This is a genomic window from Dactylosporangium sp. NPDC049742, from assembly GCF_040674675.1.
Lineage (GTDB): Bacteria > Actinomycetota > Actinomycetes > Mycobacteriales > Micromonosporaceae > Dactylosporangium > Dactylosporangium maewongense.
Genome location: NZ_JBFANF010000014.1, coordinates 78,275 through 92,799 on the forward strand (window position 1 = coordinate 78,275; position 14,525 = coordinate 92,799).

General features: G+C 71.6%; 12 protein-coding genes. 5 read left to right on the forward strand and 7 right to left on the reverse strand.

All coding sequences use genetic code 11. From position 1 onward, the window contains the following. Positions 1 to 323: 323 nt before the first annotated feature. On the reverse strand, positions 324 to 575 hold the full coding sequence (locus AB0J72_RS19640) for a hypothetical protein (protein ID WP_363400598.1): 252 nt from the start codon (positions 573 to 575) through the stop codon (positions 324 to 326). Between the two features lie 43 nt (positions 576 to 618). Then, a complete protein-coding gene (locus AB0J72_RS19645; protein ID WP_363400600.1) occupies positions 619 to 813 on the reverse strand; it encodes a hypothetical protein in 195 nt (64 codons plus the stop codon). A 292-nt stretch (positions 814 to 1,105) separates the two neighbouring features. Here AB0J72_RS19645 and AB0J72_RS19650 point away from each other — a divergent pair, with 292 nt between their 5' ends. Further along, complete coding sequence (locus tag AB0J72_RS19650; protein WP_344501316.1) at positions 1,106 to 2,749, forward strand: DNA repair helicase XPB; 1,644 nt, start codon at positions 1,106 to 1,108, stop codon at positions 2,747 to 2,749. 746 nt (positions 2,750 to 3,495) lie between these two features. On the opposite strand, the gene AB0J72_RS19655 is transcribed toward AB0J72_RS19650, so the two are convergent. Both AB0J72_RS19655 and AB0J72_RS19660 read right to left on the reverse strand, forming a co-directional pair. Beyond that, a complete protein-coding gene (locus AB0J72_RS19655) occupies positions 3,496 to 4,557 on the reverse strand; it encodes an aspartate-semialdehyde dehydrogenase (protein WP_363400602.1) in 1,062 nt (353 codons plus the stop codon). A gap of 11 nt (positions 4,558 to 4,568) precedes the next feature. After that, the gene (locus tag AB0J72_RS19660; RefSeq protein WP_354779709.1) at positions 4,569 to 5,834 is read right to left on the reverse strand and encodes an aspartate kinase; all 1,266 of its coding nucleotides are present in this window, start codon (positions 5,832 to 5,834) and stop codon (positions 4,569 to 4,571) included. 120 nt (positions 5,835 to 5,954) lie between these two features. Here AB0J72_RS19660 and AB0J72_RS19665 point away from each other — a divergent pair, with 120 nt between their 5' ends. From AB0J72_RS19665 to AB0J72_RS19680, 4 genes are all read left to right on the forward strand, one after another. Beyond that, complete coding sequence (locus AB0J72_RS19665; RefSeq protein WP_363400604.1) at positions 5,955 to 6,758, forward strand: hypothetical protein; 804 nt, start codon at positions 5,955 to 5,957, stop codon at positions 6,756 to 6,758. A gap of 158 nt (positions 6,759 to 6,916) precedes the next feature. Further along, positions 6,917 to 8,623 (forward strand): 2-isopropylmalate synthase, encoded by a 1,707-nt coding sequence (leuA, locus tag AB0J72_RS19670; RefSeq protein ID WP_363400606.1) that lies wholly within the window; start codon positions 6,917 to 6,919, stop codon positions 8,621 to 8,623. A gap of 284 nt (positions 8,624 to 8,907) precedes the next feature. Beyond that, positions 8,908 to 9,609 (forward strand): HNH endonuclease family protein, encoded by a 702-nt coding sequence (locus tag AB0J72_RS19675; protein ID WP_363400608.1) that lies wholly within the window; start codon positions 8,908 to 8,910, stop codon positions 9,607 to 9,609. Positions 9,610 to 9,732: 123 nt separating this feature from the next. Further along, positions 9,733 to 10,254 carry a hypothetical protein gene (locus tag AB0J72_RS19680; RefSeq protein WP_363400813.1) on the forward strand — a complete coding sequence of 174 codons (522 nt, stop codon included), beginning with the start codon at positions 9,733 to 9,735 and terminating at the stop codon, positions 10,252 to 10,254. A 6-nt stretch (positions 10,255 to 10,260) separates the two neighbouring features. Here the strand turns inward: AB0J72_RS19680 and recR are convergent, their stop codons facing one another. From recR to AB0J72_RS19695, 3 genes are all read right to left on the reverse strand, one after another. Further along, positions 10,261 to 10,854 carry a recombination mediator RecR gene (gene recR / locus AB0J72_RS19685; protein WP_033364926.1) on the reverse strand — a complete coding sequence of 198 codons (594 nt, stop codon included), beginning with the start codon at positions 10,852 to 10,854 and terminating at the stop codon, positions 10,261 to 10,263. A 9-nt stretch (positions 10,855 to 10,863) separates the two neighbouring features. Then, complete coding sequence (locus AB0J72_RS19690) at positions 10,864 to 11,184, reverse strand: YbaB/EbfC family nucleoid-associated protein (protein ID WP_344501458.1); 321 nt, start codon at positions 11,182 to 11,184, stop codon at positions 10,864 to 10,866. A gap of 275 nt (positions 11,185 to 11,459) precedes the next feature. Beyond that, entirely contained in the window at positions 11,460 to 14,474 is a 3,015-nt protein-coding gene (locus tag AB0J72_RS19695; RefSeq protein ID WP_363400611.1) for a DNA polymerase III subunit gamma and tau, read from the reverse strand. Positions 14,475 to 14,525: the final 51 nt, after the last annotated feature.

The window sequence follows — 14,525 nt, forward strand, 5'->3', positions numbered from 1 at the left end:
GTCAACGCGGCCGTGACTGGCCGCGCCGCGACCCCGCGACCCCGCGGCCGCCCGGCCGGGCGGCATCCGCGACCCACCAGGCCAAGGCCACGACGCGACCTCCCAGCCGCCGGTCTGCCCGCTTAATGCCCCGTCCGGCCAGGGCCACGACACAACCTTGCGGTCACCGCAGGCACACCGCGGCCGACCGAGCCACCTCCACAACCCACCCGCCAGGCTTGCGACGCGACCGTCCCGACCGTGACGAGCACACCGCTATCAGCCACGGTCAGCGAAGTCCGTCATGGGTGCGCGGCGATCAGGCCACCGGTGGGCGTGGGGCGTCAGCTGCGGCCGGTGGGGTCCGATGCGCGGGCGGCGCCGATGATGGAGACGATCAGCAGGATCGCGGCCAGGCTGCCGACCGTCTCGCCGATCGCGTCGGTGAGCGGGCTGCCGAGCACGAGCCAGGAGACGAGGAACCACGTCAGGCCCAGCGCGCTGACCGTACCGACGCCGAGCAACGCCAACAAGGAGAAGCCGGACCGGGCGTCATCGTCGACGGACGATGCTTGCGTGCCCTCCAGGTCGGTCACCTTCCACAGCGTACCGACTCATCGCCCACTGTCACGGTCCGAATCAACCGCGACGGATGGAGCCGATCACCGAGACGACGAGCAGGAGGACGAGGATCGCGCCGAGTGACTCGCTGACAGCGGTCGCCACGTCGGTGTGCGCCACCTGGGAGGACAGCAGGAACCAGCCGACAGCCACCGCCGCCGCGGCGAACCCGCCGAACGTCAGGGCAGCCCTGTCACCCAACCGCCGGCCCACACCGACCAGTCTAGGAGGTGGAGCGGACGCCGCGCCCACCCCCGATCAATGATCGGAAGGCAGCGGTCGCCAGCCCCCGCGACCACACCGCCATCTTCCGATCCGAACGCGGACGTCCGGCTCCACCGACTTGCGGGCACTGCAGTGACAAGACAAGCGATGGAGGCGAATCTGATCGCATCCATCGCGTGGCCGTCACAAGCACAGACGCGATCCGACCCCCGGATGGTTGCAGCATTTCCAATCCTCCCACATATCGGGAACTGTCAGAGGTGCATGCGACACTGGTCCGGTGCCCGAAGGTCCACTGATCGTCCAGTCCGACAAGACCCTGCTGCTTGAGGTCGACCACCCCGACGCGCTCGCGTGCCGGATGGCGATCGCGCCGTTCGCCGAGCTGGAGCGCTCGCCGGAGCACGTGCACACCTATCGCCTGACGCCGCTCGGCCTGTGGAATGCGCGTGCCGCCGGGCACGACGCCGAGGGGGTCGTCGACGCGCTGCTGCGGTTCTCCCGCTATCCGGTGCCGCACGCGCTGCTCGTCGACATCGCCGAGACGATGGACCGCTATGGCCGGCTCCAGCTGCTCAACGACCCAGTGCACGGCCTCGTCCTGCACGGGCTGGACCGGGCGGTGCTGATCGAGGTCGCGAAGAGCAAGAAGCTCGCCGGCATGCTCGGCGCCAACATCGACGCCGACACGCTCATCGTGCACGCGTCCGAGCGTGGGCGGCTCAAGCAGGCGCTGCTGAAGCTGGGCTGGCCGGCGGAGGACCTCGCGGGCTATGTCGACGGCGAGGCCCACCAGATCGACCTCGCCGAGGATGGCTGGGTCCTGCGCTCCTACCAGCGCGAGGCGGTCGACTCGTTCTGGGCCGGCGGCTCCGGCGTCGTCGTCCTTCCCTGCGGCGCCGGCAAGACGCTCGTCGGCGCGGCCGCGATGGCCGAGGCCAAGGCCACCACCCTGATCCTGGTCACCAACACGGTCGCCGGCCGGCAGTGGAAGCGCGAGCTGATCGCCCGGACCAGCCTGACCGAGGAGGAGATCGGCGAATACTCCGGCGAGCGCAAGGAGATCCGCCCGGTCACGATCGCCACGTATCAGGTGCTGACCACCCGCCGGGGCGGCGTGTTCCCGCACCTGGACCTGTTCGGCGCCCGCGACTGGGGCCTCATCGTCTACGACGAGGTCCACCTGCTGCCCGCTCCGATCTTCCGGTTCACCGCCGACCTGCAGGCCAGGCGCCGCCTCGGCCTGACCGCGACCCTGGTCCGCGAGGACGGCCGGGAGGGCGACGTGTTCTCGCTGATCGGCCCGAAGCGTTATGACGCACCGTGGAAGGACATCGAGGCGCAGGGCTGGATCGCCCCGGCCGAATGTGTCGAGGTCCGCGTCACGCTGACCGACGCCGAGCGGATGGCCTATGCGGTCGCCGAGCCCGAGGAGCGCTACCGGGTCGCCGCCACCGCCCGCACCAAGCTGCCCGTGGTCCGCGCCCTCGTCGACCGCCACAAGGACGAGCAGATCCTGGTCATCGGCGGCTACATCGACCAGCTGCACCAGCTGGGCGAGTTCCTGGACGCACCGATCGTGCAGGGTTCGACCACCAACAAGGAGCGCGAGCGCCTCTTCGACGCGTTCCGCACCGGCGAGCTCAAGACCCTCGTCATCTCCCGGGTCGGCAACTTCTCGATCGACCTGCCCGAAGCCGCCGTGGCGATCCAGGTCTCGGGCAGCTTCGGCTCCCGCCAGGAAGAAGCCCAACGCCTCGGCCGGGTCCTGCGCCCCAAGGCCGACAAGCGCCAGGCCCATTTCTACACGGTCGTCGCCCGCGACACGATCGACACCGAGTATGCCGCCCACCGGCAGCGCTTCCTGGCCGAGCAGGGCTACGCGTACACCATCACCGACGCCGACGACGTCTTAGCCCCGTAGAGCGCGGCCGCAGCCGCCCCGGTTCCGACAACCAGCGACCCCGCCGCCTGACCACACGACCCGACCCCGCTCCGAATCCGCCTCCACCTCACCGGCCTCGTGGCGGCCTGGCCTGTGGGGTCTGGTCTGAGGTGCCCCGGCTCGAACTGGCCCGGCTGGTCCGAGCCGGGTCGGGCGGCTGTTTCAGGCTGCACCGCTGAACCAGGTCCGCACCGGCCTGGCGTCAGGCCCTCGAACTGAGGGCGATGCGATCGAGCTGGCACGCCAACCGGCTCGCCGCCGACGGCGAGGCCTTCGACAGCCAGCTCGATCCTCGGACCAGGCCGGTCTAGCGGACCAGGCCGGACCGGCCAGACCGAGCTGGACCGGCCAGACCGAGCCGGACCGGGCGGACCACATCGGACCAGCAAGACCGAGTCGGACCGGCCAGACCGAGTCAGACCAGCCAGACCAAATCGAACCGGGCGGACCGAATCGAACCGGGCGGACCAAGTCGAACCGGGCGGACCACGTCGGACCAGCAAGACCAGCCGGATCACGCCGGACCGGCCGAACCAAGTCGGACCGGGCATCAGAGCCACACGGAGTCATGAGGGAACACCCCATCCAGCCACCGCGGAGGGCGACCACCTGATGCGGCGCTTGTGCTGCCTCGCGTCTCGGCGCGGGCAGTGCGTCGCGGAGCGGCGCATTGGGGTGCGGGTGAGAATCCCCGCCGGGCCCCGCCGCGGCAGCGGTGGGGGGAATTACAGCGCCTGGAGTTCCTTGGAGAGGAGTTCGGCGATCTGGGCTGTGTTGAGGGCGGCGCCCTTGCGGAGGTTGTCGCCGGTGACGAACAGGTCCAGGGCGCGCGGGTCGTCGATCGAGCGGCGGATGCGGCCGACCCAGGACGGGTCGGTGCCCACGGCGTCGATCGGCATGGGGAACTCGCCGGCGGCGGGGTCGTCCACGAGGATCACGCCGGGGGCGTGGCGGAGGACCTCGCGGGCGCCTTCGGCGTCGACCTCGACGCCGAAGACGGCGTGGATGGCGACGGAGTGGCCGGTGACGACGGGGACGCGGACGCAGGTGGCGGAGACTTTGAGGTCGGGCAGGCCGAGGATCTTGCGGGACTCGTTGCGCATCTTGAGCTCTTCGGACGACCAGCCGGCGTCGCGGAGGGAGCCGGTCCACGGGACGACGTTGAGCGCGAGCGGGGCCGGGAAGGGGCCCAGGTCGTCGCCGACGGCCTGGCGGACGTTGCCGGAGCGGGAGCCGAGCGAAGCGTCGCCGGCAACCCGGGAAAGCTGGCTGAGCAGGGTGTCGACGCCGTCCTTGCCGGCGCCGGAGACCGCCTGGTACGACGCCAGGACCAGCTCCTTGAGCCCGTATTCGCGGTGCAGGGGGGCGAGCGCCACGATCATCGCGAGGGTGGTGCAGTTGGCGTTGGCGATGATGCCCTTGGGGCGGTTGCGGGACTGTTCGGGGTTGATCTCCGGTACGACCAGCGGGACGTCGGGATCCATGCGGAACGCGCCGGAGTTGTCGACCGCGATCGCGCCGTAGGAGACCGCGACCGGGGCCCATTCGGCGGAGACCTCGTCGGGGACGTCGAACATCGCCACGTCGACGCCGGCGAAGACGTCGCCGGACAGCTCCTGGACGACGACCTCCTCGCCCCGCACGACCAGGGTGCGGCCGGCGGAGCGTTTGGAGGCGACGAGGCGGATCTCCCCCCACATGTTCTTGCGGGAGGAGAGCAGCTCACACATGACGGTGCCGACGGCGCCGGTCGCACCGACGACGGCCAGCGTTGGTAGCGCGCCCATAAAGAGCGAACCTACCGTCCGGTCCCCGCATAAACCACGGCTTCCTCGGACCCGCCCAGCTCGAAGGCGTCGTGAATGGCACGGACGGCCACGTCGAGGTCGGTGTCACGGCAGACGACGGACACCCGGATCTCCGAGGTGGAGATCATCTCGATGTTGACGCCGGCCTCGGCGAGGGCGGCGAAGAGCTTGGCCGCGACGCCCGGGTTGGAGCGCATGCCGGCGCCGATGAGGGAGACCTTGCCGACGTGGTCGTCGAACAGGATCTCGCGGAAGTCGACGGTCGCCTTGACGCGCTCGAGCGCGGCCTTGGCGGTGGCGCCGTCGGTCTTCGGCAGCGTGAAGGAGATGTCGGTGCGGCCGGTGCCCTCGGTCGACACGTTCTGCACGATCATGTCGATGTTGGTCTCCGCGGCAGCGACCGTCTGGAAGATCCGCGCGGCGACGCCGGGCTGGTCGGGCACGCCGACGATGGTGATCTTCGCTTCGCTGCGGTCGTGCGCGACGCCGGTGATGAGTGCTTGCTCCACAGAAAGGTCCTCTATCGATCCGGTGACCATGGTGCCGTTGGCGGTCGAGTATGACGAGCGGACGTGGATCGGCAGGTTGAACCGCCGCGCGTATTCGACGCTGCGCAGGTGCAACACCTTCGCGCCGCAGGCGGCCAGCTCGAGCATCTCCTCGTACGTGATCTGCTTGATGTGCCGTGCGTTCTTCGCCACCCGCGGGTCGGCGGTGAAGATCCCGTCGACGTCGGTGTAGATCTCGCACACGTCGGAGTGCAGCGCCGCGGCGAGCGCGACCGCGGTGGTGTCCGAGCCGCCCCGGCCGAGCGTGGTGATGTCCTTGGTGTCCTGCGACACACCCTGGAACCCGGCGACGATGGCGATCGCACCCTCGTCGAGCGCGCCGCGGAGACGACCCGGCGTCACGTCGATGATCCGGGCCCGGCCGTGCGTCGACGTGGTGATCACGCCCGCCTGGCTGCCGGTGTACGACCTTGCCTCGTATCCGAGGTTGTTGATGGCCATCGCGAGCAGCGCCATGGAGATCCGCTCACCGGCGGTGAGCAGCATGTCCAGCTCCCGCCCGGCGGGGACCGGGCTGACCTGCGACGCGAGGTCGAGCAGCTCGTCGGTCGTGTCGCCCATGGCCGAAACGACCACGACGACCTCGTTGCCGGCTTTCCGCGTGTCGACGATCCGCTCGGCGACGCGCTTGATGCGCTCGGCGTTGGCGACGGACGACCCGCCATACTTCTGCACGATCAGCGCCACGCCGTCGAGCTCCTTTCCACCCGTACGGGCGATGTTGACGCAGCCGAGCGTACCGGCGCCGGGTATCCCCCGGGAGTGGCGTTCCCACGATCCGGCCGCACGACAGGCGAGAATACGCACGTGCGCGCACGTAGAGGCCGGGTATCCGCGATCACTGTGACCACCGGCACGGCGCTCGCCGCGGTCACCGGGCTGCTGCTGACCGCCTGCGGCGGCGGCGCGCCGGTCGATGCGCCGTCGGATCCGGCGACCGGGGTGCCCGCGCAGCCGGACCCCCGCGGCATGCTCGCCGCCCGGGTCGCGGTCGCCAAGGACCAGCGGTACGTCGCCGCGTACACCCTCGTCGTGCAGGGCAAGGCGCCCCGGTCGGTGCTGGTCACGGTCGCCAAGGACCGCACCTGGCGGGTCGACATCCAGGGTGGCGCGCTCGGCGGCACGGCGGACGTCGCGATCGCCAACCGGCCCGAGGGCGTCTACCAGTGCGCGATCAACCCCCCGACCGGCTGCGTGCGGGTCGCCGCAACCAACAAGAAGCTGCCCGTCTCGATCGACCCGCGGCTGCAGTACGTCTTCATCGCCTGGCTGGACGTGCTCCTGGACCGGCAGGTCCCGCTCGCGGTGTCGCCGGCCGAGCCGCTGGCCGGCACGTCGGCGCCGTGCTTCGCCGTCGAGCCGGGCGTCACCGCCGTACAGCCGCCGATCGATGCCGGGGTGTTCTGTTACAACGACAAGGGCATACTCGCGGCCGCCAGGATCCCGCTCGGCCAGCTCATGCTGACCGGGGAGCCCGCGCCGGCCCCCGACACGATCACCCTGCCCGGACCGGTCGTCACGGTCCCTCCGCTGGGCACGTCGGCACCTCCCCCGCCGAAGCCGTCGTCTTCGTCACCATCGCCCGCACCGTCGATCTCGCGCTCCCGTTGAGTGGTACGCTGACGCTCGACATGTGGCAGACGGTTCTCCTTCTTCGTCGCCGCGACGAGGCCCGACAGGCCGGCACCTCGTCGCGGGGTTGAGTCGCGTCTGCGCTCCTGCCGGTCGACCCTTCTTGGTCCCGACCACCTTTCCAGGAGCATTGAGCCATGTCCGAGATCGCCAATCAGACCACCAGCCGGATGCCCGTCGAGCGCTACCGGCCGTTCAGTGAACAGTTCCCGGTCCCGCTGACCGATCGTCAGTGGCCCGCCCGTGAGGTCACCGTGGCGCCCCGCTGGTGCGCGGTCGACCTGCGCGACGGCAACCAGGCCCTGATCGACCCGATGTCCGTGGAGCGCAAGCGCCGCATGTTCGCGCTGCTGGTCCGCATGGGCTACAAGGAGATCGAGGTAGGTTTCCCGGCGGCGTCGCAGACCGACTTCGACTTCGTGCGGACGCTGATCGAGCAGGACCTGATCCCCGAGGACGTCACGATCCAGGTCCTGACCCAGTGCCGCGACACGCTGATCGAGCGGACGTTCGAGTCGCTGCGCGGCGCGAAGCGGGCGATCGTGCACTTCTACAACTCGACCTCGACGCTGCAGCGGCGGGTCGTGTTCGGCCTGGACAAGGCCGGGATCACCGACATCGCGACGAGCGCGGCGCGGCTGTGCCAGAAGTACGCCGAGGCGATCACGCCCGACACCGAGATCTACTACGAGTACTCGCCGGAGTCGTACACCGGGACCGAGCTGGACTACGCGTTGGAGGTCTGCAGCGCCGTCATCGACGTGCTGCAGCCGACCCCCGACCGGCCGCTGATCGTCAACCTGCCGGCGACTGTGGAGATGGCGACCCCCAACGTCTACGCGGACTCCATCGAGTGGATGTCGCGCAACCTGCCGCGGCGCGAGTCGGTCGTGCTGTCGCTGCACCCGCACAACGACCGCGGCACCGCCGTCGCCGCCGCCGAGCTGGGCCTGCTGGCCGGCGCCGACCGGGTCGAGGGCTGCCTGTTCGGCAACGGTGAGCGCACCGGCAACGTCGACCTGGTCACCCTGGGGCTGAACCTGTTCTCCCAGGGCATCGACCCGCAGATCGACTTCTCGAACATCGACGAGATCAAGCGGACCGTCGAGTACTGCAACCAGCTGCCCGTGCACGAGCGCCACCCGTACGCCGGCGACCTGGTCTACACGGCCTTCTCCGGCTCCCACCAGGACGCGATCAAGAAGGGCTTCGACGCGCTGCACCGCGACGCCGCGGCCGCGGGCGTCGAGGTCGACCGCTTCACGTGGGGCGTGCCCTACCTGCCCATCGACCCGAAGGACGTCGGCCGCTCCTACGAGGCGGTCATCCGGGTCAACTCGCAGTCCGGCAAGGGCGGCGTCGCCTACGTCATGAAGACCGAGCACCACCTGGACCTGCCGCGCCGTCTGCAGATCGAGTTCTCCGGCGTCGTGCAGCGGCACACCGACGACGAGGGCGGCGAGGTCAGCCCGCAGGCGATGTGGGACTTCTTCTCCGGTGAGTACTTCTCCGACAAGAGGTTCACGCTGCAGGGGTACGAGGCGGCGACGGTCGACGGCAAGGTCACCCTCACCGCCGACGTCTCGGTCGACGGCGTCGCCCGGTCGGTCACGGCCACGGGTAACGGCCCGATCGACGCGTTCGTGCACGCGCTGGGCGACTTCGGCGTCGACGTGCGGGTCCTGGACTACGCCGAGCACGCCCTGACCGCGGGCGAGAGCGCGCAGGCCGCGGCGTACGTCGAGTGCTCCGTCGACGGGCAGACCTTCTGGGGTGTCGGGATCGACGCCAACATCGTGACCGCATCGTTGCGAGCCGTGCTGAGCGCCGCGAACCGCGGCTGATCCACCGCCGCAGCCCGGAGTTCCTCCGGGCTGCTCAGGCCGTCAGGGTTACTCAGGGTGAAAGGCCGGCCCCCGCAATGGGCCGGCCTTTCCGTTTATGTGGGTCCTGCCCAGGTCTTCGTCGTCATGCCACTGATCCTGCGGGACCCGGTGTCCCGGGCGACAGGGACACCGGTCCCGTTCTGCGGTCCCGCCCGTTTCCTGGGGATTTGCGCCTGTTCGTGTCGGGAATCGCACCGTGGCGCTGCGAGCGCGGCGTGCGCCGATGCCGCACAGTGGTGGGCGTGCGCCCCTCCAACGGCAAAGCCGTCCTCCTCGCCCTCGCGCTAGCAACGGTGCTCACCGGCGCCGCTAGCTGCGAGGTCTCCTCCACGCCGGGCGCGGCAGCGCCCAGCTCGACGTCAACGACCGGTAGCGGTGGCACCTCCGGTGCGACGAAGCCTCCGGCCGGCAACCCCGCCAACGCCACGGCCGCGCTCGAGCAGCTCACCGTCACGGCCGCGGGGTCGATGGCCGGGTACAGCCGCGAGAAGTTCACCCACTGGATCGGCCAGGGTGACGGCTGCGACACCCGCGACGTCGTGCTCAAGCGCGACGGCAAGGGCGTCAAGGCCGACGCCGAGTGCAAGATCACGGCGGGGACCTGGTACAGCCCGTACGACGACAAGACCCTCACCGACCCGAAGGCCCTCGACATCGACCACATGGTGCCGCTGGCCGCCGGCTGGCGCTCGGGTGCCAGCAAGTGGACCGATGAGCAGCGCAAGCAGTTCGCCAACGACCTGACGCGCCCGCAGCTGTTCGCCGTCAGCCTCCAGTCGAACCGCTCCAAGGGTGACCAGGACCCGTCGACGTGGAAGCCGCCGAACAAGGGCTACTGGTGCACATATGCGCAAGACTGGGTAACGGTGAAGAGCTTCTACAAGCTGACCGTCACCGCCGCCGAGAAGTCGGCGCTGACGGAGATGCTCGCGACCTGCAAGTAGGGTTCTTTTTCCGGGTTTTCGCGCGACTGAAGGGCGGCCGAGATGGCAGACGCAGCACCGGTGCCGGGAGCGGCACCGGGCACTCCGCAGGCACCGGCCGCCCCTGCCGCGACCCCGGCGGCGCTGGCCGGCGCTCCGACGACGGCCGCGGCTCCCGCGACGGCGGCGTCGGCACCCGCTTCGACTCCGGCTTCAACCCCGGCTCCGGCAAGCGCCGCTCCGGCCGCTCCCGCCGACGCCGCTGCTGCCGGGGCCGCTCCGGCAGGGGCAACCCCGGCCGCTCCGGCTGACGCGGCTGCTACTGGGGCCGCTCCGGCCGACGCCGCTGCGGCCGCTTCGGCTGGCGCTGAACCGGCCGCCGCGCCTGCTGCCGCTCAGGCGGGTGGCGGGGCGGCGGCGCCGCTGACGACCGACATCATGGCGGGCCCCGGCGGGGTCATGACCGACGAGGTCGGCGTGGTCACCGGCGAGCTGACCCTGCGCTCCGAGGTCGACGCCACCGGTGCCGCGCTCGTCCGCGTCCAGTACAAGGACGCCGAGGAGTGGTACGTGGTGACCGGCACCAAGACCCACCTCGCCGACCCCGCCGACCTCGCCGCCGTGCACGCCGTGGCCGTCGGCATCCTGAACCGCCCGGAAGGCTAGCCCGGGCTAGACCGCCCGCCGTCCCTCGAACGCGCGGCCGAGCGTGATCTCGTCCGCGTACTCGAGGTCGCCGCCGACCGGCAGGCCGCTGGCGAGCCGGGTCACGTTGAGACCCATCGGCTTCACCAGCAGCGCCAGGTACGTCGCGGTGGCCTCACCCTCGGTGTTGGGGTCGGTCGCCAGGATCAGCTCCTTGCAGGTGCCGTCCGCGAGCCGCATCATCAGCTCGCGGACCTTCAGGTTGTCCGGCCCGACGCCCTCGAGCGGGTTGATCGCCCCGCCGAGCACGTGATACCTGCCCCGGAACTCGCCGGTGCGCTCGATCGCCACGACGTCTTTCGGCTCTTCCACGACGCAGAACACCTCGTCGCTGCGGCGCGGGTCGCGGCAGATCCGGCACAGGTCCGACTCCGCGACGTTGAAGCAGCGCGTGCAGAAGCGCACGAGCTCCTTCACCCGTGTCAGCGCCTGGGCGAGCCGCTTCACGTCCGACGGGTCGGACGACAGCACGTGGAACGCGATCCGCTGCGCGCTCTTCGGACCGACGCCGGGCAGCCTGCCCAGCTCGTCGATCAGGTCCTGGATGGCACCTTCGTACATCTGCGGCGGTTAGAATCCGGGCAGCCCGAGGCCGCCACCCAACCCGCCGAGGCCCGCGGTCAGCGGTCCCATCTTCTGCTCCGTCAGATCCTTCGCGGCCTGCGCGGCGTTGTGCAGCGCGGCGACCACGAGGTCCTCGAGCGTCTCCACGTCCTCCGGGTCGACTGCCTTCGGGTCGATCTTGATGCTGACGACCTCCCCGGACCCGCGCACGACCGCCGTGACGAGACCGCCGCCGGCCGTGCCGGTCAGCTCGGCCTCGGCCAGCTCGGCCTGCGCGGCGACCATCTGCTGCTGCATCTTCTGCGCCTGCTTCATCATCTGCTGCAGGTTGGGCTGTCCACCGGGGCGCACGATCTGCTCCTCTTCGATATTCGGTCAATGCTCAGCTGGTCTTACCCTGGCACGCCCGGCCGGTATACCTCGGCCGCCGCGCCTGTCCTGCCGCCCGGCGGGTGACCCTCGGCCGCCGCACCGTCCTGCCGTGCCGCTCGGCCGGTGACCCTTAGGCCGCCGCGCCTGTCCTGCTGCCCGGCCGGTGACCCTCGGTCGCGGCGTCCTGCGGGCCGGCCGGTCTCACTCGAAGCCCTGCCCCGGCCGCCGGCTCAGCTCGTGGTCTCGCCGATCTTCTCCGCCCCGAGCGTCTCGCTGAGCAGCCGTAACGCGGCTTCTTCGCTCGACTCGCGGACGGAGCTCGCATCGTCGAGCAGCTCATCCCCCGGGTCCAGCCCTGGAAACCGTGGATCGGCGACCGGCCTGTCGTACTCCGGGTCGTACGGCGGCTCGTCCGCCCCCGCGCCCTCCCACGCCGACTCGGCCACCGGTGCCGCGGCCGCCCGCCGTGGTGCGTTCGCCGCCCTGCTCGCCGCCTCGCGCGCCTGCTCGATGGCACTCCGCGGCCGTGCGCCGTTCTGCTGGCGGGCGCCTCCTTGCGTGCGCGCGCCGTTGGACCCTTGACCGCTACCCGCCCCGGACGGGCCACCACCGTTCGGCGACGCACCCGCCGACTGCCCGGCGCCGGGCTGCCTGGTCGCCACCTGCGCCGAACCACCCGCCGCGGCACCCCCGGGCGTGGCCGTCGCGGGCCATTCGCTCGCCTGCCCCTGACTCCCCTGGGCCGCACCACCTGGCGTGGCGATCGCGGGCCAGCCACCGCCCTGGCCGCCACCGTTGACGTGCATCTGGTCGCCGCCCGCAGACCCTCCGGACAGGCCGCGCGGATCTGCCAGCGCCCCACCCGACGGTGTGCGAACCACCCCACCGGGCACGGCCGTCGCCGGCCAGCCGTCCGACTGCGCCGCCCCACCGGGAACCGCGGGCGTCGGCCAACCTGCCCGCCCACCGTCCTGAGGAGCAGAGGCACCACCGTGCGCCGCCCCACCGGCCTGCGCCGCCTGAGCACCCGCGTAGCCACCCTGAGCCGGGTGGCCGCCCCCATGACCTGCCTGGGGGGCCTGGACGGTCGCCGTGGCATGGGAGCTGCCGGTGCCGGGCACGGCCGCCGGAGTGGGCCAGCCGTCGCCCGCCTGGGACGGACCACTCGCAGGGGTGAAGCCGCCTGACGGGCCGCCCAGAGCGGAGGGGCCACTCGCTCGTGCGTCGACGGGGACCGGGTCGCCAGCGGGGCGGGCGGGCGTCGGCCATGCCTCGGCGGCCTGCTGCGGGACCGCCGCGCCGCCGGGACCGCCGCCGGACGGACCGCCGTGTCCAGGTGCGCCGCCGGGCGCTTGGCCACCCGGAGGGGCACCGGCGGGGCCGGACGGCGTCGGGCGGGGCGGGGTGGGACGGGTGCCGCCGCCACCGCCGCCGGGCTGGCCGCCGACCTCGCACCTGACCTGCCATCTGCCGCCGAGCAGCTCACTGAGCGCGGCGATGAGGACGTCGGGCGAGGCGTTGAGCATATTGGCGTGGGCGGTGTGCTTGAACCCGAGCACGAGCGTGGTGCCTTCGACGTCCTGCACCGTGGCCTCGCGGACGATCGCGGCGGCCTTCTTCGACTTCCCGCTCACCAGGGACAGCACGTCGGTCCACACCCGCCGGACCGCGCCGGCGTCGAGCGCCCCGACGCCCTGCGGGACCGACTGCGGCGGCACGGGAGACGCGGCGGGAGGTGGCGGGGGTGCGGCCGGCTCGTACGAGACCGGAGCCCCACCACCTGCCGACTGCTGCGACCCCCCGGCAGCGACCTGCTCGGAAGCGTGGGCAACCGGAGCCGATGCGTGACCGGCCGCCGCGGCAGCGGAACCAGCCGCCGGCGCCGAGCCGTAGTCGGCCGCAGAGGCGTGACCCTCCCCTTGAGCGGGGGCGTGACCGGCCGCGGAGGCAGGGCCGGACCCGGCGGCAGCACCCGCCGCTGGGGCGTAACCGGCCGCGGAGGCAGGACCAGGCCCGGCGGCAGCACCCGCCGCCGAGGCGGGACCGGGCCCCGGAGCGTAAGCGGGCGCCGGGGCGGCGCCGCCGGCGAGCAGGCGGCGCTCCATGCGCTCCAGCCGCTGGAGCAGCGCGCTGCTGGAGTCGTCGGCGCCGGGCAGCAGCATGCGGGCGGTGATCAGCTCCAGCAGCAGCCGGGGAGCGGTGGTGCCGCGCATCTCGGTCAGCCCGTCGTGGACGATGTCGGCGAACCGCGACAGCGTCGCCTGCCCCAGCTGGGTCGCCTGGGCGCCCATCCGCTCCAGCTGGTCGTGCGGCGCGTCGAGCAGACCCTTGGCCACGGCGTCGGGCACCTGCTGCAGGACGATGAGGTCGCGGAGCCGCTCGAGGAGGTCGGAGGCGAAGCGCCGCGGGTCGTGGCCGGCCTCGACGACCCGGTCGATGACGCCATAGGCGCCGCGGCCGTCGTCGGCGGCCAGCGAGTCGCACATCTCGTCGATGAGGGCGACGTCGGTGACGCCGAGCAGCGAGACGGCCCGCTGGTAGGTGACGCCGTCGGGGCCGGCGCCGGAGATCAGCTGGTCGAGGACCGACAGCGAGTCACGGGCGCTGCCCGCGCCGGCGCGGACCACCAGCGGGAAGACGGCGGGCTCGACCTTGACGCCCTCGGACGTGGTCAGCTGCTCCAGGTAGGGCCGGAGCACCCCCGGCGGGATCAGCCGGAAGGGGTAGTGGTGGGTGCGGGACTTGATCGTCCCCAGCACCTTCTCGGGCTCGGTGGTCGCGAAGACGAACTTCACATACTCCGGCGGCTCCTCGACGAGCTTGAGCAGCGCGTTGAAGCCGGCGGACGAGACCATGTGGGCCTCGTCGATGACATAGACCTTGAACCTGCTGGAGACCGGCGCGAAGAAGGCCCGCTCCCGCAGGTCGCGCGCGTCGTCGACACCACCGTGGCTGGCGGCGTCGATCTCGATGACGTCGATCGAGCCGGCACCGTCGGGCGCGAGCGCGCGGCACGAGTCGCACTCGCCGCACGGGTCGGGCGTCGGGCCCTTCTCACAGTTGAGCGAGCGGGCGAGGATGCGGGCGCTGCTGGTCTTGCCGCAGCCACGAGGGCCGGAGAACAGGTAGGCATGGTTGAGCCGCCCCGAACGCAGCGCCTGCGACAGCGGCTCGGTGACGTGCTCCTGCCCGATCACCTCGGCGAACGTGCGAGGCCGGTACTTGCGGTAGAGCGCGAGCGCCACCAGCGGTCCCTCCGTTCGCCTCGCTCAATCGGGCCGGCACCACGGTACCCC